Source organism: Pseudomonas sp. gcc21 (genome assembly GCF_012844345.1).
GTDB lineage: Bacteria > Pseudomonadota > Gammaproteobacteria > Pseudomonadales > Pseudomonadaceae > Halopseudomonas.
In genome coordinates this window covers 1,429,567-1,452,177 of record NZ_CP051625.1, presented here as the reverse complement: position 1 = coordinate 1,452,177, position 22,611 = coordinate 1,429,567, and the positions used below count along the sequence as shown (strand labels likewise).

19 protein-coding genes, 1 tRNA gene and 1 pseudogene are annotated in these 22,611 nt (G+C 59.6%); 11 read left to right on the top strand and 10 right to left on the bottom strand.

Features of this window, described 5'->3' with window-relative positions:
* Positions 1–150 precede the first annotated feature (150 nt).
* Both HG264_RS18810 and HG264_RS18805 read right to left on the bottom strand, forming a co-directional pair.
* A complete protein-coding gene (locus tag HG264_RS18810) occupies positions 151–876 on the bottom strand; it encodes a methyl-accepting chemotaxis protein (protein WP_372240224.1) in 726 nt (241 codons plus the stop codon).
* A 129-nt stretch (positions 877–1,005) separates the two neighbouring features.
* Positions 1,006–1,791: pseudogene (locus HG264_RS18805) on the bottom strand (cache domain-containing protein); the annotation flags it as partial.
* Positions 1,792–2,110: 319 nt separating this feature from the next.
* On the opposite strand from HG264_RS18805, the gene HG264_RS06800 reads away from it, so the two are divergent.
* A complete protein-coding gene (locus tag HG264_RS06800; protein ID WP_256663800.1) occupies positions 2,111–2,791 on the top strand; it encodes an ATP-dependent zinc protease in 681 nt (226 codons plus the stop codon).
* A 91-nt stretch (positions 2,792–2,882) separates the two neighbouring features.
* Here HG264_RS06800 and HG264_RS06795 read toward each other — a convergent pair whose 3' ends face one another.
* Positions 2,883–3,413 (bottom strand): DUF2058 domain-containing protein, encoded by a 531-nt coding sequence (locus HG264_RS06795; RefSeq protein WP_169406956.1) that lies wholly within the window; start codon positions 3,411–3,413, stop codon positions 2,883–2,885.
* A gap of 45 nt (positions 3,414–3,458) precedes the next feature.
* A complete protein-coding gene (locus HG264_RS06790) occupies positions 3,459–3,635 on the bottom strand; it encodes a DUF2897 family protein (protein ID WP_169406955.1) in 177 nt (58 codons plus the stop codon).
* Between the two features lie 92 nt (positions 3,636–3,727).
* Here HG264_RS06790 and HG264_RS06785 point away from each other — a divergent pair, with 92 nt between their 5' ends.
* Positions 3,728–5,014, top strand: a complete 1,287-nt coding sequence (locus HG264_RS06785; protein ID WP_169406954.1) for a D-serine ammonia-lyase — start codon at positions 3,728–3,730, stop codon at positions 5,012–5,014.
* A gap of 64 nt (positions 5,015–5,078) precedes the next feature.
* Here the strand turns inward: HG264_RS06785 and HG264_RS06780 are convergent, their stop codons facing one another.
* Entirely contained in the window at positions 5,079–6,311 is a 1,233-nt protein-coding gene (locus tag HG264_RS06780) for a CaiB/BaiF CoA-transferase family protein (RefSeq protein WP_169406953.1), read from the bottom strand.
* 363 nt (positions 6,312–6,674) lie between these two features.
* Between HG264_RS06780 and HG264_RS06775 the strand changes: the two genes are divergently transcribed.
* From HG264_RS06775 to HG264_RS06760, 4 genes are all read left to right on the top strand, one after another.
* Positions 6,675–7,508 (top strand): IclR family transcriptional regulator, encoded by an 834-nt coding sequence (locus tag HG264_RS06775; RefSeq protein WP_169406952.1) that lies wholly within the window; start codon positions 6,675–6,677, stop codon positions 7,506–7,508.
* Between the two features lie 62 nt (positions 7,509–7,570).
* Positions 7,571–8,725, top strand: coding sequence for an acyl-CoA dehydrogenase family protein (locus tag HG264_RS06770; protein ID WP_169406951.1), 1,155 nt, complete (start codon positions 7,571–7,573; stop codon positions 8,723–8,725).
* Between the two features lie 117 nt (positions 8,726–8,842).
* A complete protein-coding gene (locus tag HG264_RS06765; RefSeq protein ID WP_169406950.1) occupies positions 8,843–10,120 on the top strand; it encodes an MFS transporter in 1,278 nt (425 codons plus the stop codon).
* A 330-nt stretch (positions 10,121–10,450) separates the two neighbouring features.
* Positions 10,451–10,843 carry a septal ring lytic transglycosylase RlpA family protein gene (locus HG264_RS06760; RefSeq protein WP_169406949.1) on the top strand — a complete coding sequence of 131 codons (393 nt, stop codon included), beginning with the start codon at positions 10,451–10,453 and terminating at the stop codon, positions 10,841–10,843.
* A 54-nt stretch (positions 10,844–10,897) separates the two neighbouring features.
* Here HG264_RS06760 and wrbA read toward each other — a convergent pair whose 3' ends face one another.
* The 3 genes from wrbA to HG264_RS06745 form a co-directional block, all read right to left on the bottom strand.
* Entirely contained in the window at positions 10,898–11,506 is a 609-nt protein-coding gene (gene wrbA / locus HG264_RS06755; protein WP_169406948.1) for an NAD(P)H:quinone oxidoreductase, read from the bottom strand.
* Positions 11,507–11,637: 131 nt separating this feature from the next.
* A complete protein-coding gene (locus HG264_RS06750) occupies positions 11,638–12,471 on the bottom strand; it encodes an SDR family oxidoreductase (RefSeq protein ID WP_169406947.1) in 834 nt (277 codons plus the stop codon).
* Positions 12,472–12,485: 14 nt separating this feature from the next.
* Complete coding sequence (locus HG264_RS06745) at positions 12,486–13,961, bottom strand: NAD(P)/FAD-dependent oxidoreductase (RefSeq protein WP_169406946.1); 1,476 nt, start codon at positions 13,959–13,961, stop codon at positions 12,486–12,488.
* A 91-nt stretch (positions 13,962–14,052) separates the two neighbouring features.
* Between HG264_RS06745 and HG264_RS06740 the strand changes: the two genes are divergently transcribed.
* Positions 14,053–14,661: a TetR/AcrR family transcriptional regulator gene (locus HG264_RS06740; RefSeq protein WP_169406945.1), complete on the top strand. Its 609-nt coding sequence runs from the start codon at positions 14,053–14,055 to the stop codon at positions 14,659–14,661.
* 5 nt (positions 14,662–14,666) lie between these two features.
* Here HG264_RS06740 and HG264_RS06735 read toward each other — a convergent pair whose 3' ends face one another.
* Positions 14,667–16,352, bottom strand: coding sequence for a murein L,D-transpeptidase (locus HG264_RS06735; RefSeq protein ID WP_169406944.1), 1,686 nt, complete (start codon positions 16,350–16,352; stop codon positions 14,667–14,669).
* 201 nt (positions 16,353–16,553) lie between these two features.
* Between HG264_RS06735 and HG264_RS06730 the strand changes: the two genes are divergently transcribed.
* Positions 16,554–17,276, top strand: a complete 723-nt coding sequence (locus HG264_RS06730; RefSeq protein WP_169406943.1) for a murein L,D-transpeptidase catalytic domain family protein — start codon at positions 16,554–16,556, stop codon at positions 17,274–17,276.
* A 4-nt stretch (positions 17,277–17,280) separates the two neighbouring features.
* Here HG264_RS06730 and HG264_RS06725 read toward each other — a convergent pair whose 3' ends face one another.
* Entirely contained in the window at positions 17,281–17,913 is a 633-nt protein-coding gene (locus tag HG264_RS06725) for a TetR/AcrR family transcriptional regulator (protein WP_169406942.1), read from the bottom strand.
* A 118-nt stretch (positions 17,914–18,031) separates the two neighbouring features.
* Here HG264_RS06725 and HG264_RS06720 point away from each other — a divergent pair, with 118 nt between their 5' ends.
* The 3 genes from HG264_RS06720 (at position 18,032) to HG264_RS06710 (ending at position 22,512) form a co-directional block, all read left to right on the top strand.
* Entirely contained in the window at positions 18,032–19,120 is a 1,089-nt protein-coding gene (locus HG264_RS06720) for an efflux RND transporter periplasmic adaptor subunit (protein WP_169406941.1), read from the top strand.
* Positions 19,117–22,155 carry an efflux RND transporter permease subunit gene (locus tag HG264_RS06715; RefSeq protein ID WP_169406940.1) on the top strand — a complete coding sequence of 1,013 codons (3,039 nt, stop codon included), beginning with the start codon at positions 19,117–19,119 and terminating at the stop codon, positions 22,153–22,155. The genes HG264_RS06720 and HG264_RS06715 overlap by 4 nt, the downstream gene beginning before the upstream one ends.
* A gap of 280 nt (positions 22,156–22,435) precedes the next feature.
* Positions 22,436–22,512, top strand: a tRNA-Asp gene (locus HG264_RS06710).
* Positions 22,513–22,611: the final 99 nt, after the last annotated feature.

The window sequence follows — 22,611 nt, the reverse complement described above, 5'->3', positions numbered from 1 at the left end:
CGCGGCATATTTCATCCGGAATCCAAGGTGGCACACCGGGCTGGGTTGCCCCCGAGGTTGGCGTGCGCCTCGGGCCGCGTTCGGACGCGCCGACAGGGTTTGATGTTGTTGTAGCCGCTGGCGTAGCGCAGGCGCGCTACACCCCCGGGTTCACACCTTGAATCGTCCGACCAGCGAGTCAATCCGCTGACCGATATTGGCCAGATGCTGACTGGCCTGGGCGGTTTCACGGGCGCCGTCGGTTGCTTCGCGGGCCAGGTCGGCGGCTTCGATAACGTTGCGATTAACCTCTTCCACGACGGTTGATTGCTGCGTTGTGGCGCTGGCAATCGAGGCGTTCAGGGCGACCATCTGCTCCATGGATCGGGAGATCTGCGCCAGTGCTTCGCCGGCGTGGTTGACCTGCTCCACACTCAGGGCGGAATAGCGGCTACTGCTGTTTATGACCTCGACCACGGTCTGCGTGTTGTTCTGCAGTCGGGCGATCATGTTGTTGATCTCTTCAGTCGACTTCTGGGTGCGCTGCGCCAGGTTGCGTACCTCATCGGCGACGACCGCAAATCCACGTCCGGATTCCCCGGCCCGTGCCGCTTCGATGGCTGCGTTGAGCGCCAACAGGTTGGTCTGTTCGGCGATATTGCGGATGACGTCCAGCACAGCGGTAATATCCCGCGCATCGTTGGACAGCGTCTGCATATGCTGCACAGCAGTGGCGACGCTCTCGGAGAGATGGTCAATCTGCTCGATGGTTTTATTCACCTGCAGCTGACCATTACTGGCGCCCTCGCTGGCGATCTCGACTTCCTGCGCAGCGGAACTCGCGTTCTGCGCAATATCATGTACACCGTAGGTGATTTCGTTGATGGCCGTTGCCATCTGCTCCATGCGCTCGGATTGCCGTGTCATGCCGTCGAGGCTGCTGCCGCTGATACGGTCGAGTTGCTGGCCGGCGCTGCTGAGTTGCCGCGAGTTATCGCCCAGCTGGCTCACGATGTCCTGAAGGTTGGCGGTGAAGGCATTGAAATGGCGGGCGATCATGCCGACTTCATCACGCGCATCTTCTGCCAGGCGGCGGGTCAGATCGGCTTCGCCGCTGGCAACGTCGCGCATGGCGCGCACGACCTGATCCAGCGGCTTGGCAATGCTGCGCCCTATGACATACAAGGTAGTGGCCATCAGGGCCGTAATGATCAGGGCTGAGAATAATAATTTTCTCACTTCGCCGAGGAACCTGGCTTCCATGTCAGCAACGAAAATCCCCGTTCCAACCATGTAACCCCAGGGTTCGAAGTGCTTGAACGCAGCGATCTTGCCCAGCCCCTTGTCTTCGCCGGGCACGCCGCCAGGGCGCACCCAGCTGTATTCGTGATAGGCCGAGCCTTGTTCCCGGACTTTTTGGGTCATCTCGACGATGACATTGGGTTCGCCGTTGGGGCTTACCATCTTGGTCAGATCTATCCCTTCGGTTTGCGGCGCCATGGGATGCATGATCATGACGTTATTCATGTCATTCACCCAGAAGTATTCCTGTCCGGCGTAACGTAACCCGCGCAGAGCCTCGATCGCTTCCTTGCGGGCAGCCTGTTCGCTTAGCTCGCCACGCAGCTGCTTGTCGTGGTAGTGGGCCAGTAAATCATGTGCGGTGTCGACCAGATGGGTGGCCTTGGTAATTTCGGCCTGGCGCAATTCTTTCTTGATGCTGAGGAGCGTGCTCAGCGAAAGGAGGGCCAGGCTGATCAGCGCGACAATAAGGATCAGCCAGATCCGCTGGTTAATCCTGAGTGTTCGCATCATTTTCATTATTCTGCTCCATGCAGTCGGCTGGTTCTCAACGATAGCGTGCCCGCTATGCTGGGCTTGTCAGCCTTATCGGCTGCATCTGATAGATCTGGAGGCATTTTGTCGCAGAAATCGCAGTTTTTTGACGCCATGGGTTTGTTGGCTGCGGTCTTTGGGTAGGGCGGCCAAGAGCAGATGTCGAGTCCTATCACAGGCTGACGCTTCGTCAGACTGATTCGCAGTATTCAGAAATAATATAGAATCGCCGCCGTTGGGACTTTTGAACGATTCCTCTGTCTACCACCACTGTCGCCATTCCTTAGGACCTTTTATGCGGTTATCAATCAAACAGTTTTCCGTGGCTGCGTGTTTCGCCGCCACCCTGGCGCTGGCCGGCCAGGCTCATGCTGAACCTGAAGTCATGGAAGATGATGCCAAAAGCGCCGTCAAGCCCGAGCAGCTCGGCGGGCAGGTAGTGGTGGGCTGGATCGAGAAGGCGCGAATTCTGCCGGAACTGGCGGCAGTGAAACTCAAGGTGGACTCCGGAGCACTGACCTCGTCAATGCATGCAGTCAACATCGAGACCTTCACCCGTAAAGGCAAGGAATGGGTGCGCTATGACGTGCCGGTGAAAGATGCCGATACCGATGAGCTGGTTCGGATGGAATTCGAGCGCCCGGTGTATCGCCGGGTGCTGGTACGCGGTGCCGGTGGCAAGGAGCGGCGTCCGGTGGTCAAGATGTCGATCTGCCTGGGTGATCAGGTATATGAAGAGCAGTTTTCGCTGCGTGACCGGGGTGACATGACCTATCCGGTTTTGATTGGCCGCCGCACGATCGAACACATCGGCCTGATCGACGTATCCGAGACCTTTCTGCTCCCGCTGGAATGCCCGGCCGAAGCAGGCGAGGAGGAACGCAGCAAGCAAAAGCGCATGCAGCGTGATGAATCCCTGGTTGATGACAGCAAAATGAAAGAGCCGGAAGAGACCGAGGAAGAAGACGAGGATTGATGCGTTTTCCGGCTGCTTCTTTTGTCTGAATTGATTGCGGCGTGCACAGAGCACGCCGCAGCCTCGATATGAGTACCGAAAACCCGCCTGGTTACCACATCAGGTCGTCTGGCACCTTGAACGCCGCGTAAGGATCGTCCTCTGCCGGCGTTTCGTCTTCAACCTTGGCAATGATTACCGGCCAATGGGGTGCGCGCTCCATGACCTTCTGCGCAACGTCCACCGGGATCAGTTCGAACTTGCCTGACAGGCGTACAATCCCCAGTTTGCCCCGGCTCAGCTGGTTGAACTGCTCGTCGGTCACGTGAATCTTCTTGATCTTGTTCTTGCTGGCGAACTGATAGGGGGTTTCGCCGCCGCTCCGATCAATTTTCGCCTGTTCAATGATCTGTTTGACCTGCGCTTCGCTTTCCTTGCGAGCACTTTCCAGCTTGCGCTGCTCATTCAGCTGGCGATCACGCTCTGCCTTTTCGGCGCGCGCTTTTTCCACCGCTGCGGCGGTGTCATGCACTTTGTCCGGCTCGTTCTTCGCGGCTTTCTTCTTGGCGCGCTGGGCCTGTTTCAACTTTTTCTCGTCGACCAGACCGGCCTTGAGCAATTGGGCTTGTAGGGAATTGACCATGCTGTAGGGCTACCTGCTTGAGACTGAAGATCGGCCATTCTAGCCTTAATCGCGGTTCTTTTCGCGTGCTTCCTGCGCTTCCATTTCGGCCTTGCGTGCCTGGACGCGCTTCATGGTTTCAGGGTCGATGGGCATCTTGTTGGCGGTCTTGCGCAGCATATACAGCGTGCCAAGCAGAGTGGCCACGGCGATGGCGATGAAAATCCAGCCGATGGTAGGCATGTGCGCGCTCCTGTTGCGAATTTACAACTATGATGACTCAAAAGAGCTCCGGTGAGCAGGATAAACGCTGCCGCCATGAATCCAGAGGTTCCATGACAGAAGATAGCAAGCAAGTGCCGTTCTCGCTTCCGCCAGATCTCCTGCAGCGGTTGCAGGCGATGCAGCCATTATTGTGGGTGAATTCAGGGCTACGCACCCAGTCGGATCCGGTCACGCCAGAAGAAGTTGATGCGGCTGCACAGCGCTTCAGCAAGGCCGGGCCGTTGCTGGCGCGGCGTATTGCCGAGCTGGAGCACCCGGAAGGCCTGATCGAGTCGCCCCTGTTGTCGGCGGATACGGTGCGCGATGCGTTGAATGGGACGGGTCGTTGGCTGCTCAAGGCGGATCATCAGCTGCCGCTGGCCGGCTCGGTCAAGGCGCGTGGCGGTTTTCACGAGGTCCTGGAATTTGCCGAGCGCACAGCCAGACAGCTGGGGTGGGATGGGCAGTCATTCGCGGAGCTGGGCAATTCAGTCTGGCGCGAGCGGTTCGGACAGTATCGGCTGGTAGTGGGCAGCACGGGTAATCTGGGCATCAGTGTCGGGTTGTTATCCCGCGCGCTGGGGTTTGGCGCCGAGGTGCATATGTCCAGCGATGCCAGTGAATGGAAGAAACAATTATTGCGTGAGCGCGGCGTCGAAGTGGTCGAGCATGATGGTGACTATGCCAGTGCAGTAAAGGCGGGGCGCGCCATAGCAGAGGCTGATGACCATGCGCATTTTGTCGATGACGAGCGTTCGGCATCTTTGTTTACCGGCTATGCGGTGGCGGGGCGGCGTCTCGCCGCGCAGCTGGAAAGACAGAATATCGAGGTTTCCCTGGAGCATCCTCTCATCGTTTATCTGCCTTGCGGCGTCGGCGGTGCGCCGGGCGGAATCGCCTTTGGCCTGAAGCTGATATTCGGCGACCGGGTGCATTGCTGGTTTGCCGAGCCGGTGAATTCTCCGAGCGTGCTGGTACAGCTGGCTTCAGGCAGTGTGTCGCCCGTGTCGGTGTATGACATCGGTCTGGATAACAGAACGCTGGCCGACGGGCTGGCAGTCGGACAGGCTTCGTTGCTGGCGACTGCGAGTATGCAGGACCGGCTGGCCGGCGTGTTTACGGTAAAGGATGCTGCATTGCGAGAGTACGTGGCACTCGCTGGTAAGCTGCTCGGCGAGAAACTGGAACCCTCTGCTACGGCCGGTTTTGCTGGCCCGGGGTGGCTGTCCGATTCGACGGCGGGACGGGAATGGTGCGCCACACATAAGGTCGATCCTGCGAACGCGACACATGTGTTGTGGAGCACCGGGGGAGGGCTGGTGCCCGACGCGGTTTACCAGCGCTGGCTGGCGGGTTAGCCCGCCAGCCGGGTTGCCGTATCGCCGGGCGAGCGACGATAGCGGCAACAGACCAGGCTTTAATTTACTGGTGCTGCTCAATCACGCCTTGCTGTTTCAGACTGGCCAGCTGTTCGGCTGTCAGATTCAGGCGCTCACGTAAAACGTCATCAGTATCCTGCCCCAACAGCGGCGCGGGCCGGTGATACTCGACCGGAGAGCCCGACAGTTTCAACGGGCTGCCGACCATGGTGAAGTCCTGATTCAGCGGATGCGGGATATTGACCAGCATATCGCGCGCCTTTACCTGCGGCTCATCCAGCGCCTGTGCAATATTGTTGATCGCCCCGACCGGCACCTTGACCGGATGAATCTTGCTCACCCATTCATCGGCTGTGCCGGTAAGGAAATGCGCGGAGAGAATCTCGACGATTTCGCTGCGGTGCTTGACCCGGTCGGCGTTGCGCGCAAAACGCGGATCGCCGGGCAGCTCCGGCAGTCCGATGGCGTTACACATCGCAATGAACTGACTGTCGTTGCCGCAGGCAATGATGAAGTCGCGGTCTGCGGCGCGGAACACCTGATAGGGCACGATGTTGGCGTGCGCATTGCCGTAGCGCCCCGGTACCTTGCCTGAAGCCAGATAGTTCATGCTCTGGTTGGCCAATGTGGCCACCTGAACATCGAGCAACGCCATGTCGCAGTGCTGTCCGAGGCCGGTCTTTTCTCGGTTGAGCAAAGCAGCCTGAATGGCAATGGTGGAATACAGCCCGGTGGTCAGGTCAGCAAAGGCTACCCCGGTTTTCTGCGGGCCGCCGCCGGGCAGATCGTCACGCTCACCGGTGATGCTCATCAATCCGCCCATACCCTGAATGATGAAGTCGTAACCCGGCTCGGCGGCCCGCGGGCCGGTCTGGCCGAACCCGGTGATGGAGCAATACACCAGACGAGGGTTGATCTCGGCCAGAGTGGGATAGTCCAGACCGTATTTGGCCAGCGAGCCGGCTTTGTAATTTTCGATCAGCACGTCGCAGTCAGCTGCCAGGGCGCGCACCAGTTCCTGACCTTCAGAGCTGGCCAGATCGATCGCGATCGAGCGCTTGCCACGGTTGGCTGACTGGTAATACGAGGCTTCTGTGGTCCATTCGCCCTGAGGATCCTTCATCCACGGCGGCCCCCAGCCACGGGTGTCGTCGCCACTACGTGGACGCTCTACCTTGATCACTTCGGCTCCAAGATCCGCCAGGATCTGGCCACACCAGGGCCCTGCCAGCACCCGGCTCAGGTCCAACACTCGTATACCTGTCAGCGCACCCATATCTTTTCCCGTCATTAACGGCCGGCAGGAGCCGACCTCTGTGGCTCGGAACAGCGCACATTGCAATCTACCGCCAACACTGAAAAGCCATGCTGAAATCCGATAGGTAGCTCTGTTCCACTGTGCAGTACCAAGTACTGAAAAACGTCGGGCCGATCATAGTTTGCACAGCAGGGGGAGTAAAGGCTCTATCCGGCAGGCGGTATAGACCTTGGTATAAGCCCGTCTGGACAGCTTCTGCATTGTGGAACACAATTCGGCTCCGAATCTCAGGCAGTTCCACTGTGCAGTACTGCGTTTTGTTTTGTTGAAATCTTATAAAAACTGGCGCTAACATGCGCCCCTCTCGGAGAGCCCGAAGCCATGAGCGAAGTGGATAACAACGCCAGATCCAGTATCGAAACAGCGATGCTGGATCCGATGAGCACCGTTGAGGATGAGGCAAAGGATCGCCATCTGGTAACGGCACTGGCCAGGGGCGTGGAGATTTTGCGCTGTTTCAACCCGCGAGAAACCATGCTGGGTAATCAGGACCTGGTGAACAAGACCGGCTTGCCGAAGGCTACGGTCACGCGCCTGACACACACACTGATGCGTCTTGGTTGCCTCAAGCGGCAGCCGCAGACCGGTAAGTATCAATTGGATGTGGGCGTGATGGGGTTTGGCTATGCGCTGTTATCGAATCTGTCGGTTCGCGCTACGGCGCATCCGCTGATGGAGGAAATGGCTGCCTATTCAGAAGCCTCTGTGGCAATGGCCGCCCGCGACCGGTTGCAAATGGTTTATCTGGATGTCGCCTACGGAAAGGCGAACATGAGCACACGGCGGCATATCGGCACCTACCTGCCGATATGTTTCACCTCCGTGGGCAGGGCTACGCTGGCGGCCATGCCAGAGGCGGAGCGCGATTACATGATGGATCATCTGCGCGGGACCATGGGGGACCAGTGGCCGTCTACACGCCGATCGCTGGAGCGCTCCTTCCGTGATTTCGCCGACTTCGGGTATTGCCTGTCGATCGGCGAATGGCACCGGGACATCAATTCTGTCGCTGTCCCGATGCTGCATGCCGAACACGGATTGTTGGCATTCAACTGTGGCGGACCGGGGTTTCATCTGCCACAGGACAAGCTTGAGGACGACATCGGGCCTCGGCTTGTAAACATGGTAACTAACATAGGATCCGCTACCCGCTGACCACGGTCCGGGTTACGTAGTGTGGATAACCAGCCTGCATGCAGGCCAATCAGGAGAAACATATGATTCGTGATCCGGAAACGCTGGGTATTCTGCTCGATTCCATCGGCCAGTTCGTCACGCAGGAGCTGATCCCGCGTGAACACGAAGTGGCGGAAACCGACCAGATTCCTGCGGATATCGTCGAGCAGATGAAAGCAATGGGTCTGTTCGGCTTGACCATCCCCGAGGAGTTCGGTGGCCTGGGTGTGACCATGGAAGAGGAGGTGAACATCGCCTTTGAGCTGGGTCGTACCTCACCTGCCTTCCGCTCGTATATCGGTACCAATAACGGTATCGGCTCCATCGGCATCCTGCTGGATGGCACCGAGGAGCAGAAGGCGCACTACCTGCCCAAGCTGGCAGCCGGTGAATACCTGAGCTCCTTCTGCCTGACCGAACCCGATTCGGGTTCCGACGCTGCCTCGCTGAAAACTGCTGCGGTGCGGGATGGCGATTTCTATGTGCTCAACGGCACCAAACGCTTCATTACCAACGCACCCCATGCCGGCATTTACACCGTCATGGCGCGCACCAACCCCGATATCAAGGGCGCTGGCGGCATCAGCTCCTTTATCGTCGAGCGCGGCACGCCGGGCCTGACCATCGGCAAACCGGACCAGAAGATGGGCCAGAAGGGCGCTCATACCGCAGATGTCATCTTCGACAACGTCCGCGTGCCCGCCGGGAACCTGATCGGCGGCAAGGAAGGCGTTGGCTTCAAGACAGCCATGAAGGTGCTGGACAAGGGCCGCCTGCACATCGCGGCGCTGTCCGTTGGTGCTGCTGAACGCATGCTCGATGATTCACTGCGGTATGCCGTTGAGCGCAAGCAGTTCGGACAGCGTATCGCTGATTTCCAGTTGATACAGGGCATGCTCGCTGACAGCAAGGCGGATATCTACGCCGCACGCTGCATGGTGCTGGACGCTGCGCGTAAGCGTGACGAGGGGCTGAACATCAGCACTGAAGCATCCTGCGCCAAGATGTTCGCGACCGAAATGTGTGGCCGGGTAGCTGATCGTGGTGTGCAGATTCATGGCGGCGCCGGTTATATCAGTGAATACGCCATCGAGCGGTTCTACCGCGACGTTCGTTTGTTCCGTCTGTACGAAGGCACTACCCAGATCCAGCAGGTGATTATCGCCCGCAATATGATCCGCAGTGTTGAAGGCTAACTAAGAAACCCCTCTGGGCTGGTTGGCGATTCGCATCAGGGTGTAGCGAGTCGTCAGCGAACCCGAACCTCACCATCAGAATGTAGAGGGCCTGTCCCTCAACCACCGGGTAAGTTTATGCAATCTACCGCTCAGACCGCCGTTGCTGCGCCGGTCAAGAACAACATCTGGATTATCGTTTTTATCTTCTGCTTCCTGGGTCTGCTGATCGATGGCGCAGATCTCATGCTGCTGTCGTACAGTCTGACCAGCCTGAAGCAGGAATTTGGCCTGACCAATATGCAAGCCGGCAGCCTGGGCAGCTTTACGCTCGCGGGCATGGCTATTGGCGGCATATACGGCGGTTGGGCCTGTGACCGTTTCGGTCGGGTCAAGACCGTGGTGTGGACCATTGTGCTGTTCTCGATCGGCACTTGCGCGCTGGGTTTTACCCAGAACTATTGGCAGTTCGCGGTGTTCCGTTTCGTCTCATCCCTTGGGCTCGGCGCTCTCTACGTCGCCTGTAATACCCTGATGGCCGAATACGTACCGACCCGGTTTCGCACCACCGTTCTGGGCACGTTGCAGGCTGGCTGGTCGGTGGGCTACATCGTCGCCACCCTGCTTGCCGGCTGGTTGCTGCCGACCTATGGCTGGCGTTATCTCTTCTTTGTCGCCATCATTCCGGTGACGCTGGCTATAGTCATGCAGCGCTTGGTTCCGGAACCGCCGGCCTGGGTCAAGGCCAAGGCTGAACGGGCCAACAAAGCCGCCAATGATGTGCGCGAAAACAAGCAGCCGGAAAAGCGCGAGAGCGCCTACAAGATGATCTTCGGCGATCCAGGTGCCCGTAGCATGTTCATCTTCTGGTGTCTGACCGCGGGCTTTCTGCAGTTCGGCTACTACGGCGTCAACAACTGGCTGCCGGCGTATCTGGAAACCGAACTGTCGATGAACTTCAAGTCCATGACGGCCTATCTGGTCGGAACCTACACGGCGATGATTCTGGGCAAGGTCCTGGCCGGTATCGCGGCTGACCGTTTCGGACGTCGGGTAGTCTACGCATTCGGTGCGCTGGGTACGGCGCTGTTCCTGCCGCTGATCGTGCTGTATCACAGTCCGGAACATATCCTCTGGATGCTGGTGGTATTCGGCTTCCTGTACGGTATCCCTTACGGTGTGAACGCGACCTACATGACCGAAAGCTTTGCAGCCCGGTACCGTGGCACAGCGGTCGGTGGTGCCTACAACATCGGCCGTATCGGTGCGGCAATCGCCCCGGCAGCCATTGGCTTCCTGGCGACCCAGTACTCGATTGGCCTGGGCTTCCTGGTCATGGGCGCGGCATATTTCATCTGCGGCGTAATCCCGTCCTTGTTCATCAAGGACAAGCAGTACGATCCGCAGAGTCAGTGATCGGGCGAGCATTAATGGGCTTGGCGTAGCGCAGGCGCGCTACCCCCCCAGGGAGGCGCTGCGTATCGCCATGTTGGGGTTGGTGAGCAGCGCGGTACTGTGCTGCGTTGGACCGAATTGTGACAAACCCTGATAAAACCGGAGCCTGGCTCCGGTTTTTTATGTGCGTTACAGACTGCTCGAAGCCCAGCCGGTAGAATCGCTGCACCGCGATAGCTGCCTGGGGGTGTAGTGCGCCTGCGCTACGCCAGATTTTCGCAGGGTTCCAAGCCCTATCGGTGAGCCCACACAGGTCGCCGAGCGTTATCCATCACTCCAATAAACTGAGCTATGAACTTATTCAAATGGCTGTCTCTGGTTGCCGTCATCCTGGCAGTGACCGGTTGTTCCACCGCGCCGTCGCCCTCGGCCAGCCGGGGCGAGTGGGTTGGCTATAAACGGTCCGGCCAGGCCTCGTTCTATGCAGACAAGTTCCAGGGCCGCAAAACCGCCAACGGCGAGCGATACAGGCACGGCGCAAACACCGCTGCCCATCGCAAGCTGCCCTTCGGCTCCAAGGTAAAAGTGACCAACACCCGTAACGGCAAGAGCGTAGTGGTCAGAATCAATGACCGCGGCCCCTTTGTAAGAGGGCGCGTGATCGATCTGTCCAAATCAGCCTTCGCCCGCATCGGCAACCCCTCTGCGGGTCTGCTGAATGTGAAGATCGAGGTCGTGCGCTGACAGGCCCATGTTAGCGGGCTGATTGCGCGCTTACGCGTTATCCAGCTCGCTCCGTCAGGCCGCTTGACCGCTCAGCTTGCCGGCGATCTTCGCTACCAGCTCCCCCTGATAACGGGCGATGGACAACTCCGCCTCAGTCGGCTGGCGCGAACCGTCACCCCCCGCCAGTGTCGCCGCACCATAGGGCCCGCCACCGCGAACTTCCGAAATATCAAACAGCTCCGGCGCACCGTAACCCAGCGGCACGATGAGCATTCCGTGGTGGGCGAGTGTGGTCCAGGTGCTGGTGAGCGTCATCTCTTCACCGCCGCCGGTGCCGGTGGAGGTGAACACGCTGGCCACCTTGCCATGCAGTGCGCCCTTGACCCAGTGACCGCCAGTCTGGTCGAGAAAGGTACGCATCTGGCCGCTCATGTTGCCGAAGCGCGTAGGCGTGCCAAAAATGATGGCATCGTAATCGACGAGTTCTGCGATGGTTGCCTCCGGCGCAGCCTGATCAACCTTGCCGCCGGCGTTCCTGAATGCTTCCTCGGGCATGGTTTCTGGCACGCGCTTTACGCTGACTTCCGTGCCGCTGACTTTGCGTGCGCCCTCTGCCACGGCATTTGCCATGGTTTCGACGTGCCCGTACATCGAGTAATACAACACCAGTATCTTTGCCATCGGGATGTTCCTCCTGTGCGTGAAGCTATGTTCAGCCAGTGTAGAAGGCAGCCCGACGGTGTGCTCCGGGTTGGGCTATTTATTTCTCAGGTGGTCAGTCAACTGGCTGAAGGTGCGTGCGCGTTACAGCGTTACCGTCGGTCGGTGGGCTGGGTTGATTTTCTGGCCAGGCCGGGTAACAGGCGCCAGTAATTCACCAGCGAGAGGCGTTCAATCCACGAAAGAATCCGCGCATCGTTGCCGACCAGAACCCGGGCCTTGTTGCGCTCAATGCCATTTACAATGATTTCCGCCGCGCGCTCAGGAGGCATCCGCAGGAGTTTCTGCGCCTGTTTCAGGTTCTGCGCGGCGGTTTCCTTGGGGATGTCTGACGCCAGCCGTGCACTGGTAGCGATGGAGGTCGCCACGCCACCCGGATGTACGACGGTTACCCCAAGGTTGCTGCCCTGCAATTCCAGCCGCAGCGCGTTGGAAAACCCGCGAACGGCGAATTTACTGGCGCAGTAGGCGGTTTGCCCGGCGGGGGTGATCAGCCCGAACAGGCTTGAAACATTCACGATGCGCGCCTGGGGGCGTTGTTGCAGAAGCGGGAGGAATACCCGCGTCAGGCGTACCACCGCCTGGAAGTTGATTGCCATCAGCCAGTCGAAGTCTTCTTCGGACACCTGGTGAAAATGCCCACCCAACGCAACGCCGGCGTTATTGATCAGTATGTCGACCTTACCGTGCTCGGCCAGCACCGCCTGGGGCAGGGCGGCGATATGTTCCCGGTTGGCGACATCGAGGCAATGTTCGCTGACACGCACACCCTGCGCGCGGGCCAGGCGAGCGGTTTCAGCCAGTCCCTCTGGGTTGATGTCGACCAGTGCCAGATGGCAACGGCGGCCTGCCAGTGACTGCGCGAGGGCGCGCCCAATCCCACTCCCAGCGCCCGTCAGTACGGCAACCGAATCATTGATTTGCATGGATAGCGTCCCTGTTATTGGAATTGCATGACGCCGTCATTGATACGGCCGTATTGGATAGTGAGCTTGTCCTGCGTGTAGTTCTGGTAGACCTGCCAGGGTCTGCGGTCACCTTGCCTGGGCAGCAAATCAGCCGCGCGCTGTACGTAGCCGGAAGTGAAATCCAGAAACGGAACCGCCTGCACCTGCGGATCGCGCCGCGGCACAGCGATGCGATATCCCTTGCGGTCCATGTAACGCAGTAAACGGCAGGTGTAGTTTGCCGTGAGCTCGGCCTTCAGCGTCCACGACGAATTGGTATAGCCGAAGGTCAAAATGAAGTTGGGTATGTCGCTGAGCATCATGCCCTTGTAGGCCATGCTCTGACCGGGTTCGACAGCCTGCCCATCCACCGTGACAGTCATGTCACCCAGCGCATTCAGCTTGAGGCCCGTGGCGGTGACAATGATGTCGGCTTGGATTTCCTGCCCCGAGGCCAGGCGGATGCCGGTCGGGATGAACTGATCGATAGTGTCAGTCACGACAGAGGCGCGGCCTTCCCGAATGTCCTGGAACAGATCACCGTCGGGTACTGCGCACACGCGTTGGTCCCAGGGTTTATAACTCGGCGTGAAATGCCGGATGTCCACCGAAGGGCCCAGCTCATCCCTGGCCATCTGCAGGATGCGTTGTTTGAACATTTCCGGCTTCTTGCGTGCGATGCGGTAGAAAAAGCTGCCGACCAGCACGTTCTTCCAGCGGGTCAATGCATGCGCGGCGGGCATTGGCAGCCACTTTTGCAGGCCCTGCGCTATCGTATCCTGCAACGGGCGCGATACCACGTAACTGGGCGAGCGCTGGAGCATGGTGACATGTGCGGCGGTTTTGGCCATGGCCGGCACCAGCGTGACGGCGGTGGCGCCACTGCCAATCACAACGACGCGCTTGCCGGCGTAATCCAGATCTTCGGGCCAGAATTGCGGGTGGATGATCTGACCGGTGAATGCGGATTCGTTAGGGAAAACCGGTCGATAGGCTTCGTCGTAACGGTAGTAACCCGCGCACAGTGAAAGCAGACGGGCGCGCAGAATCCGCTCCTCTATCTGGCCATCGGCCTGGGGCACTTGCGCTGTCAGGGTCCAGCAGGCGTCTTCGCTGGACCAGGCTGCGTTCGTCACCTTGTGCCCGAAATGGATGTGCTGGGTGATGCCGGATTCTTCCGCGGTTTCCTCGATATAACGTTTGATATCCGGCCCATCGGCAATGGCCTTGCGGTGTAGCCAGGGCTTGAAGCTGTAGCTCAGCGTATACATGTCCGAATCAGAACGGACGCCGGGATAGCGGAACAGATCCCAGGTGCCGCCGATGGCCTGCCGCGCTTCCAGAATGGCGTATTGCTTGTCGGGACACTGGCTGCTGAGTGCGCGCGCTGCGCCGATACCGGACAGGCCGGCACCGATAATCAGCACGTCATAGGGTGTGGGCGTTAATTGTAATTTTTGTTGGTTCACGTTGTTCTGCCGTCAGTAGCGGTAGTGACAATCTAAATTGTCGCTTATGCTTTGACAATACACATTGTCAGACAGGCTTGGATTCGACGGGATGACTACAGAGACTGCATCGCCGCGGCGTTATCGCGGGGCCGCTATTGAAGCCCGCCGGGCTCAACGCCGTCAGCAGCTGATAGATGCTGCGTGCGAAGTCTATGGCCGCAATGGTTACCGGCATTCCAGCGTCAAGCAGGTGTGCGACGCGGCAGGCTTGACGCAGCGGTACTTTTACGAGTCCTTTTCCCACAGCGACGAACTGCTTATTGCCTGCTACGAGCAGGCCGCAACGGCCCTGCGTGAGGAAATCACTGGCGCAGCGGAAAGGGCAAGCGTGGACCGGGCGGAGCGGGGCAGGGCGATGCTGCTCGCGTATTTCCAGGCATTGAAGGCGCGTCCGCTCATCGCGAATCTGTTGCTGGTTGAGATTCGCGGCATCAGCCCGGCAGTGGACAAGGCCATCTTCCGCGCGTTACAGGCTATGAACCGGGATCTCACACGGGTGGTGGCGCGCCCCGACCACCAGCCTGACGAACTCTTGCATGCCGGCGTGATGGGTGGGGTAATTCATATTGCGTTGCATTGGATGGCCAGCGGCTACAGACAGCCCACCGAGGTAGTGGCTAACACGGCTTTCAAGTTGAGTGCTGCCATGCACGGCTGATTGGCTTAGTGCAGGGTGCGTTCTGCGTCACCGTCTGTTAACGGTTGGTGGTACAGCAGCTGATCAGGTTCAACTGCAGGCAATCTGGCCGTGGCGGCCCGGTCTGCTTCCTCAAAGCGCTCGATCAGGGCGGAGTCCATTTCGTAGGGGTCAAGCAGGTACGTCAGGCGCCCATCTTCGTTCACTTCGGCAGTCCAGTATCCCAGGATCAGCTGTGGCCCGTTAGGTACGGCGAGCTCATAGGTCTGGCCACGGTCGAGCAATTGCCGGACCCGCCGCTGCTGCGCCTCGCCCATTTCCGCCACCAGCCTGTCGGCAAGCGCACCGGCCGATTCCACCCTGACGCAACCGGAGCTGAGCGTGCGTGCCGCCCGGCTGAACAGATGCTGGCTCGGCGTGTCATGCAGATACACGGCAAACGGATTGGGGAAGCGAAACACCATGCGTCCGAGCGGATTGTCCGGGCCGGGACCCATTCGTAGCATGATGCCGCGGGGATTGTTCCAGTCGATATCCAACGGATTCAGGTGGCGCCCGGAGTAATCCAGTACCTGTAAACCGTGGGCTTGGAGGTATTCCGGGTCGTTGCGGATCTGGGGCAGTTTGTCTTCGCGCAGGATGGTCGGCGGAATGGTCCAGCTCGGGTTCAGAGTCAGGCGATTGATCCGCGAGACCAGCAGCGGCGTTTGCCGTGACTGAGTACCGACTTGAACGCGCGAGGCCCAGACCCGCTCATCGCCACGATACAGGCGGACATCGCCACCGGCTGAGTTCACCAGCACGGCATAATCTTCCTTCAGTGCGCTCAGCCAGCGCAGCCGCTCAAGGTTGATACGTACCTGCTGGCGGCGGTCGGAGGCAGTGATATTGAGCGCTGCCAGTGTTTGTCTGCCAACCAGCCCGTCCACTTCCAACGCATGATCAGCCTGAAATGCCCTCACTGCCTGTTCCAGGCTATCGTCATAAAGCAGCGGTTGGGCGCTGATGCGTTGCCATGGCTGCTCTTTCAGGTATCCGCGAGAAATCAGATGGCGCGCCAGTTGCGGCAGTCGCGGATCGTCCTTGTCGGGCTTGATGGTGGGCCCGGCGGGCAGAGGCAGCAAATCAACGGACTGAGCCGGCAGCTCGGCATAGGCGGCGCGCAGTTGTCGGTACAGCCGCATGGCTGGGCGCGCGCGATTGAACGCCTCGGCGGGGTCGTCCACCGCTGCGGCGGCGAGTTCGATCAGGCCGGGCGACAGGTTCGGTGGTTGGCCGGGCGCGAACCATACCGGCTCATGCGAGTTCTGTACAAACCGGCCGTGGCGCAGGTGCTCCAATGCCAGCAAATACTCACTGCTGATCCGCAGGTCATCACAGAGATCTTTCGAAGCACGAGCGTGCAGCGCGTAGGCGTACTCCGTCGGTATCAGACCGTCCTTCGACAAATCTGTCAGCTCGCTGCGCAGCACATCCATTCGTCGGGAAGTTTTCCAGATCGGGCGGTAGTCGCTGTACTTGTAGAGCGCACCGAGTGCGCCATGAATATCCAGCGTGCGCAGCGCTGCAAGGCCCGTGCAGCCTTCTGCGAAGGGGCGAACAGGCAATTCCATGGCGTTGCGGACAGCGTCGGCGGGGGGGAGATCTGCCTGGAGAGGGCCGGCCACGCCAAGCAGAGATGTCAGGCAAAATACTGTACATTTCTTGAACAACAGGTAACCTCCCGGCATCGTTTGCAGTGCGAACCGGCGTACCCGGGCGTCGTTCCTGCAAAACAGCCATGCCACAGCTTTAGGCTGCCAGAAGGCTGGTTGGTTCATTGGAAGGCGGCGGATTGTTTCCCGTTTCTGGCCGCCCGTTGTGTTTTACTGCCTTGATTGGTCTCGCATTTCGAGACCTGGGGGATCTTCTTGATGTTTAGTTTCTTGCGCCGCACCGGCGCATTGGCTGTGTTATGCATCAGCCTTGGCGCAGGCTATAGCCATGCCGTCACACCCGCTACCAATACACCCGGCTCGCTGGTTGATCAGCTTACCCAGGTTGCTCCTCAGCTCAACCGGCAAGTCCTCAGCAAAGCCGTAACGGCCATGGAATGCGCCATCACGCATGGCGCGGCACCCGCCAGCCGTCTGGCAGTTGTCGACTTTTCATTACCTTCCTCCGAGCGCCGATTGTGGATCTTTGATCTGGATACGCGGGAGCTGCTGCTAGAGGATCTGGTCGCCCATGGGCAAGGATCAGGCGACAACTACGCGCGGGCCTTCTCGAATATCGAAGGCAGCCATCAGTCGAGCATCGGGCTGTTCCGCACGCAGGAAAGCTATTTCGGTAAGCACGGTTACTCGTTGCGCATGGATGGGCTTGAATCCGGAATAAACGATCTGGCGCGTCAGCGTGCCATCGTCATCCATCCCGCCGACTATGTGGATCCCGACTGGATTACCCGGCAGGGTCGGATCGGCCGTAGCCAGGGCTGTCCCGCTGTCAGGCCCGAGATTGCCAACATGGTAGTCGATAGCCTGAAGGGCGGACAGTTCATGTTTTCTTATTACCCGGACGAGCACTGGTTGGCGACCTCCGAATACCTGAATTGCCCACCGCGCAAGGATGGTGATCTGTTCGCGAGCGCCGACTGACCAGTCAGCCGCGCATGGAATGGCCGAGCATGTCGATGGTGTAACTGATCAGACGCTCGGCCTCCGGCAGTTCCAGGGTACGGCGTTCCGCATGGCGAACCTCCATGATCACGCCATGTAATGCGCCGCGCAGAAAGTAAGCGGTCTGCAGCGGGTCGCTTACCCGCTCCGGGCTGATACTGCCATCGGCCAGCCCGGCCTCAAGGGCGTCGACCATCAATTGCATGATCTCTGTACCGCAAGCGTGCAGCGCCTGGCGATGCTCCTCGTCGTTCGTCAGATGCACAAAGGTGCTCGACTGGGTGAGAACATCGAAGTAGTGGGTGTCCTGTTGGCTGAAGTCGTAATAGGCGCGGGCGATGTTGGCGATCTGGTCGATGCCCTGTTGCTCGTCTAGCACGGCAGCCGCAAAACGGTCGCGCAGCCGGCACGCCGAGCGCAATACAATGGCCTGCAACATCGCTGCCTTGTCCTTGAAATACACATAGAGTAACGCTCGGCTGAGTTCAGCCGTGCGGGCTATGTCGTCCATCGAGCAACGCTCGTACCCCTTGTTGAAAAACATGTCCTCCGCTGCATCCAGTATGCGTTCTCTGCGCTCGCTCTTCTCTCTCTCTCGACGCGAAATCCGACTCATGGTCTTTCCTCAACGGCTGTATTCAATGTGTTGGCAAAGAGTCTGCTCTGGATATTGACAAAGTGTCAATCAGTGACAGTATGTCAAAAATCGTTATTTCATATTCGAGGAGCTCGGCATGTTCACTTCATCGCAGGCATCGTTGCGTTTGGTTCGGACCGTGTGTCTGGGCTTCGTCATGGCGAGCCTGGCAGGGTGCGGTGATGAGCGGGGTGTCAGTGCCAGCGAACAGGGCAGAGCGGTCCCGGTGCGGGTTGCGGAGGTGCTTCGGCCGACTGGAACCGAGCCACTGTACTTCGCCGGAGCGGTGCGTGCCCGCCAACGCGCCAGCCTGACGTTCCAGGTGGGCGGGGTGCTGAGCGACCGCGCCGTCGAACTTGGCCAATCGGTGGAAAGCGGCCAGGTATTGGCCAGGCTCTACAACCCAGAGCTGGAACCAGCAAGAGACGCAGCCATTGCCCGTACCCGCGAACTCGAAGCCCAGGCCTCACAGGCGCGCCGTGATCTGCAGCGCACTGAGCGCCTGTTTGATAAGGGCGTGGTATCCGCGCATGAGCGTGAACAGCAACGGGCGCGCTTGGAGGCATTGCTTGCAGGCGTCAGCAGCGCCCGGGCAGCTGCCTCGCAGACCGAGCGTTTGCAAATGGAGAGCCAATTGCGCGCGCCTTTTGCCGGTCAGGTCGAAGCAGTGCTGGTCGAGCCCGGCGAATTCGTCTCGCCGGGGCAACCGGTGTTCCGAATCGCTACCGCCGGCGGGCTGGAAGTGGAAGTGCGGGTGCCGGGCTCAATGCTTGGATCATTGCAGATAGGTCAAAGCGTGCCCGTGCGCAACGGCTTGAGTAATACCCGGTTTACCGGCCGGGTCGTGGAAATCGGTCGCAGCGCGTCGCAGGTCAGCGCACTCTATCCGTTGGTCGTCAGTCTCGAGAATGCCGACCTGCAGAGCGGTGATGCAGTCGAAGTTGGGCTGCAGCGTGCCGAGGGTGACGCCCTGGCAGTGCCGCTTGCGGCTGTTATGCGTTCCGCCGATGGTCTGGCCGTATTTCGAGTGAATGACGGCCAAGTGCGGCGGATTCCGGTCGAAGTAGAATCGGTACGCGGCGAGCTGGCGATGCTCGGCAGCGACACGCTGGCAGCGGGCGATCAGGTGGTCTACGCGGGCTTGACGCGGTTGGCGGACAATGACCGCGTGGAGCTGCTGCCATGACGTTGCGCATTCTGGCGCGGCCGCGGCTGATTGGCCTGGTTGTGGCGATGCTGTGTTTGCTGGGCGTCGCCTCCTATCTCACCATGGCCCGCCAGGAGGATCCGAGCTTCCCTTATCGGGCCGGCCTGATCACCGTCGTCTATCCAGGTGCAATGGCTGAATCGGTAGAGCGCCTGGTACTTGAGCCATTGTCCGACGAACTCTCGCAGGTGGAAGAAATAGATTATTTCACCGCAACTGTCCGCACCGGCGTCGCGCTGGTTTCGATCAACCTGGCCGACGCGATCTACGACACCGACTCGGCCTGGGACCGTGTACGCCAGGCGATGGAGCGTGCGCGGTTGGAGTTTCCTGATGGCGTGCAGCAGATGTCGCTGGATGACCGGTTGATCGATATCCCGGCAGTCGTGCTCGCGGTGCGCGGCAGTGATTCGCTGGTGCATCTGAGCCGGCAGGCGGAGCAGCTCAAACGGGCGCTGGCGGATGTGCCCGGCCTGTCGCGTATCGAGCTTGATGGCGAAGCGGACCAGCAAATCACCATCGCATTGCGGGATTCCGAAATGCAGCGGCTGGGCATTTCCCACGGGTTTCTCGCCGAGCTGCTGGCGGGCCGCAATCAGGTGATTCCGGGTGGTTTCGTGGTATCGGCTGGCAAGCGGCTCGGGGTATTGCCCAACAGCGAATTCACCAGTATCGATTCACTTATCTCAACGCAAATTCCCTTGCCGGAGGGCGGCAGCGTTCCCCTGGCAGCGATTGCTGACGTATGGCGTGGCCCGCTCGAGCCGGCTCAGCCGAAAGCTTGGTTTGACGGCGAGCAAGCAGTGCTGATCAGTCTGATTGTGCAGCGCGGCCAGGTCGATGCGATTCGTTTTGGCGAGCAAATCCGCCAACGGCTTGAGGTGCTGCGTCCTGACTTCGCACCCCTGCAGATCGATGAGATGTTCTTTCAGCCTGACCAGGTGAAACAGCGCCTCGACGGCTTGGAATGGAGTCTGCTGGGCAGCGTGTTGATTATTGTACTGGTGGTGTTCATCGGCATGGGCTGGCGCATGGGGCTGCTAGTGGCCAGCATGTTGCCGCTGGTGGCGGCGATCAGTCTGGGGATCTACAACCTGGGTGGCGGAATTCTGCACCAGATTGCGATCATCGCCATGGTCATCTCACTGGGCATCCTCATCGACAACGCCATCGTTATGGTGGAAAACATCCAGGACCGATTGAATCAGGGCGAGTCGCGTCAGCAGGCGGTGTTTAACGGCGTGCGCGAGTTGGCTGGCCCGTTGGGTGCCTCGACGGCCACCACTCTGGCGGCGTTTACCCCCTTATTATTATCCAAGGGCGGCACGGCAGATTTTACGCGCGGCATCCCGATAATGATCATGCTGACGCTGACGGTCAGTTATCTGCTGGCGATCAGTGTTGCGCCCATGCTCGCTGGCCGCTATCTCAAACCTACGGCAGGTAATGGCAGCGATATCATGGAACGACTGGGCGGTCGTCTCGCCTGGCTAAGCACCCGCTATCCAATCTGGATCATCGGTCTGGGGGCGATGATGGTCATCGCCAGTCTGGCGCTGACGCCCTTCATGCAGATGCAGTTCTTTCCCAAGGCCGACCGCCCGCAGGTAGTGGTTGAACTCTATATGCCAGAGGGCACAGATCAGCAGCGCACCGAGTCGGTGGCGGCGGATCTGGAGCGACAACTGCGACAGCGTCCACACGTACAGAGCGTGCACCGGTTCGTCGGCTCCGCCGGCCCGAGCTTCTACTACAACCTGCTGCGTGCACCCCAGGCGCCGAGCCGCGCCAGGCTGGTGGTGAATACCACGGATCTTGCAGCGACCGACGGGGTGATCCGCTGGGTGCGTGAACGGGTAGCGAGCAGTATGCCCGAGCTGGAAGTGGTTGCCAGCACACTGGGGCAGGGCCCGCCAACCGCCGCGCCAGTGGAAATCCGGCTTTATCACCATGATGATCAGGTGCGCATTGCCGCCGCCGAGCAGGTGTTCAGCATCATCAAGTCGGCCGCAGGTGCGGTAGATGTCCGGCATGACATCGATCTCGGCGTCCCGGTGCTCGAAGTGAATGTCGATGACGCGCTGGCCCGGCGCTACAACCTCGATCGAAGCGACGTGGCGCGCGCACTGTTTACTCACAGTCTGGGACTGACGGCTGAGCAATACCGCCAGGAGCTTGATCCGATGCCGATTGTGCTGCGCTCCCACGAGGGGACGCGCCAGTCCGTCGAACGGTTGCTTTCAGCCGGTGTGTTTAGTGGAAACGGCGAGATGGTGCCATTGACCGCGGTCGCGAATATCGCAGCCAGCTGGCAACCGGCGGGCATACGCCAGCGCAACGGCGTACGGGTGTATACCGTCACCGCCGGACTGGAGGAGGGCTACAGCTTCAATCAGGTACTCGATCAATTACACCGCCAGCTGGAATCGACTCCATTGCCGGAGGGCGTGCGCAAGGAATTGGGGGGCGACAGTGAGGGGTCCGGTGATGCCAACCGCGCATTGGCAACTACTGCGCCAATCGGGCTTCTTCTCTTACTGTTCTTTCTGCTGCTGCAATTCAATTCGTTCCGCCGTCTGGGCATCATCCTGCTTACCGTACCGCTGGCTGCCGTAGGTGTGTTTCCGGGGTTGGTGCTGTCCGGCTCGCCCTTTGGCTTTCAGTCAACGCTGGGCATCATTGCGCTGGTGGGCATCGTGGTGAACAACGCGATCGTGCTGCTGGATGTCATCGATCAGCGACTCGCAACCGGCGTGCCGGTCCGCCAGGCGGTGGCCGATGCAGTGGCCCGCCGTACACGGCCGATCCTGCTGACCACCGCGACCACTATTGCAGGTCTGTTGCCCTTGGCCTTTTCGTCTTCGACGTTGTGGCCGCCGATGGCCTGGGCGATTATTTCCGGCTTGCTGGCCTCCACGGTGCTGACTTTGCTGGTCGTTCCGGCTGTGTCCTGTTTTGTGCTTAGATCGGCGGCTGAAGGGGAGGTTGAGGCGGCCGTGTTGGTTCAGGAGTGAGCAGAGAGCAGAGAGCAGCTTGGTTAACGGAGGGCCGTGCTGATTAGAACCCTATAGGTTGATTTGTCAGTCCGCTGGTCGGGATGGAACCCGACCCTCCATAGACCGATGACCTGGGAGAGGTTTGGTTCTTTAAGGGGCTTCGGTCGCCTGATAACTTTTTATACGAAAGCGCTTCTAACTGCTTGACGAACCTACAGGAAAGTTTACAATGCGCGCCTGTTCAGACAGACGGATAGAGAGGAAACTCTCCTGTTATACCGATCTTGATGACAGATGCGCAGCGGTAGTTCAGTTGGTTAGAATACCGGCCTGTCACGCCGGGGGTCGCGGGTTCGAGTCCCGTCCGCTGCGCCATATATGAGAAGCCCCTGAGTCGAAAGATTCAGGGGCTTTTTGCTGTCTGGGTGGTGTGGGTCTGTCTGGTGATCCGAGCCGCTGCGGGATTGGCGTAGC

Excerpts from the sequence above, each read along its gene's own strand:
- HG264_RS18810 (WP_372240224.1), bottom strand. The coding sequence starts at position 876 with ATGGCAACGGCCATCAACGAAATCACCTACGGTGTACATGATATTGCG.
- HG264_RS06800 (WP_256663800.1), top strand. The coding sequence starts at position 2,111 with ATGCGGTTATCAATCAAACAGTTTTCCGTGGCTGCGTGTTTCGCCGCC.
- HG264_RS06795 (WP_169406956.1), bottom strand. The coding sequence starts at position 3,413 with ATGGTCAATTCCCTACAAGCCCAATTGCTCAAGGCCGGTCTGGTCGAC.
- HG264_RS06790 (WP_169406955.1), bottom strand. The coding sequence starts at position 3,635 with ATGCCTACCATCGGCTGGATTTTCATCGCCATCGCCGTGGCCACTCTG.
- HG264_RS06785 (WP_169406954.1), top strand. The coding sequence starts at position 3,728 with ATGACAGAAGATAGCAAGCAAGTGCCGTTCTCGCTTCCGCCAGATCTC.
- HG264_RS06780 (WP_169406953.1), bottom strand. The coding sequence starts at position 6,311 with ATGGGTGCGCTGACAGGTATACGAGTGTTGGACCTGAGCCGGGTGCTG.
- HG264_RS06775 (WP_169406952.1), top strand. The coding sequence starts at position 6,675 with ATGAGCGAAGTGGATAACAACGCCAGATCCAGTATCGAAACAGCGATG.
- HG264_RS06770 (WP_169406951.1), top strand. The coding sequence starts at position 7,571 with ATGATTCGTGATCCGGAAACGCTGGGTATTCTGCTCGATTCCATCGGC.
- HG264_RS06765 (WP_169406950.1), top strand. The coding sequence starts at position 8,843 with ATGCAATCTACCGCTCAGACCGCCGTTGCTGCGCCGGTCAAGAACAAC.
- HG264_RS06760 (WP_169406949.1), top strand. The coding sequence starts at position 10,451 with ATGAACTTATTCAAATGGCTGTCTCTGGTTGCCGTCATCCTGGCAGTG.
- wrbA (WP_169406948.1), bottom strand. The coding sequence starts at position 11,506 with ATGGCAAAGATACTGGTGTTGTATTACTCGATGTACGGGCACGTCGAA.
- HG264_RS06750 (WP_169406947.1), bottom strand. The coding sequence starts at position 12,471 with ATGCAAATCAATGATTCGGTTGCCGTACTGACGGGCGCTGGGAGTGGG.
- HG264_RS06740 (WP_169406945.1), top strand. The coding sequence starts at position 14,053 with ATGACTACAGAGACTGCATCGCCGCGGCGTTATCGCGGGGCCGCTATT.
- HG264_RS06730 (WP_169406943.1), top strand. The coding sequence starts at position 16,554 with ATGTTTAGTTTCTTGCGCCGCACCGGCGCATTGGCTGTGTTATGCATC.
- HG264_RS06725 (WP_169406942.1), bottom strand. The coding sequence starts at position 17,913 with ATGAGTCGGATTTCGCGTCGAGAGAGAGAGAAGAGCGAGCGCAGAGAA.
- HG264_RS06720 (WP_169406941.1), top strand. The coding sequence starts at position 18,032 with ATGTTCACTTCATCGCAGGCATCGTTGCGTTTGGTTCGGACCGTGTGT.
- HG264_RS06715 (WP_169406940.1), top strand. The coding sequence starts at position 19,117 with ATGACGTTGCGCATTCTGGCGCGGCCGCGGCTGATTGGCCTGGTTGTG.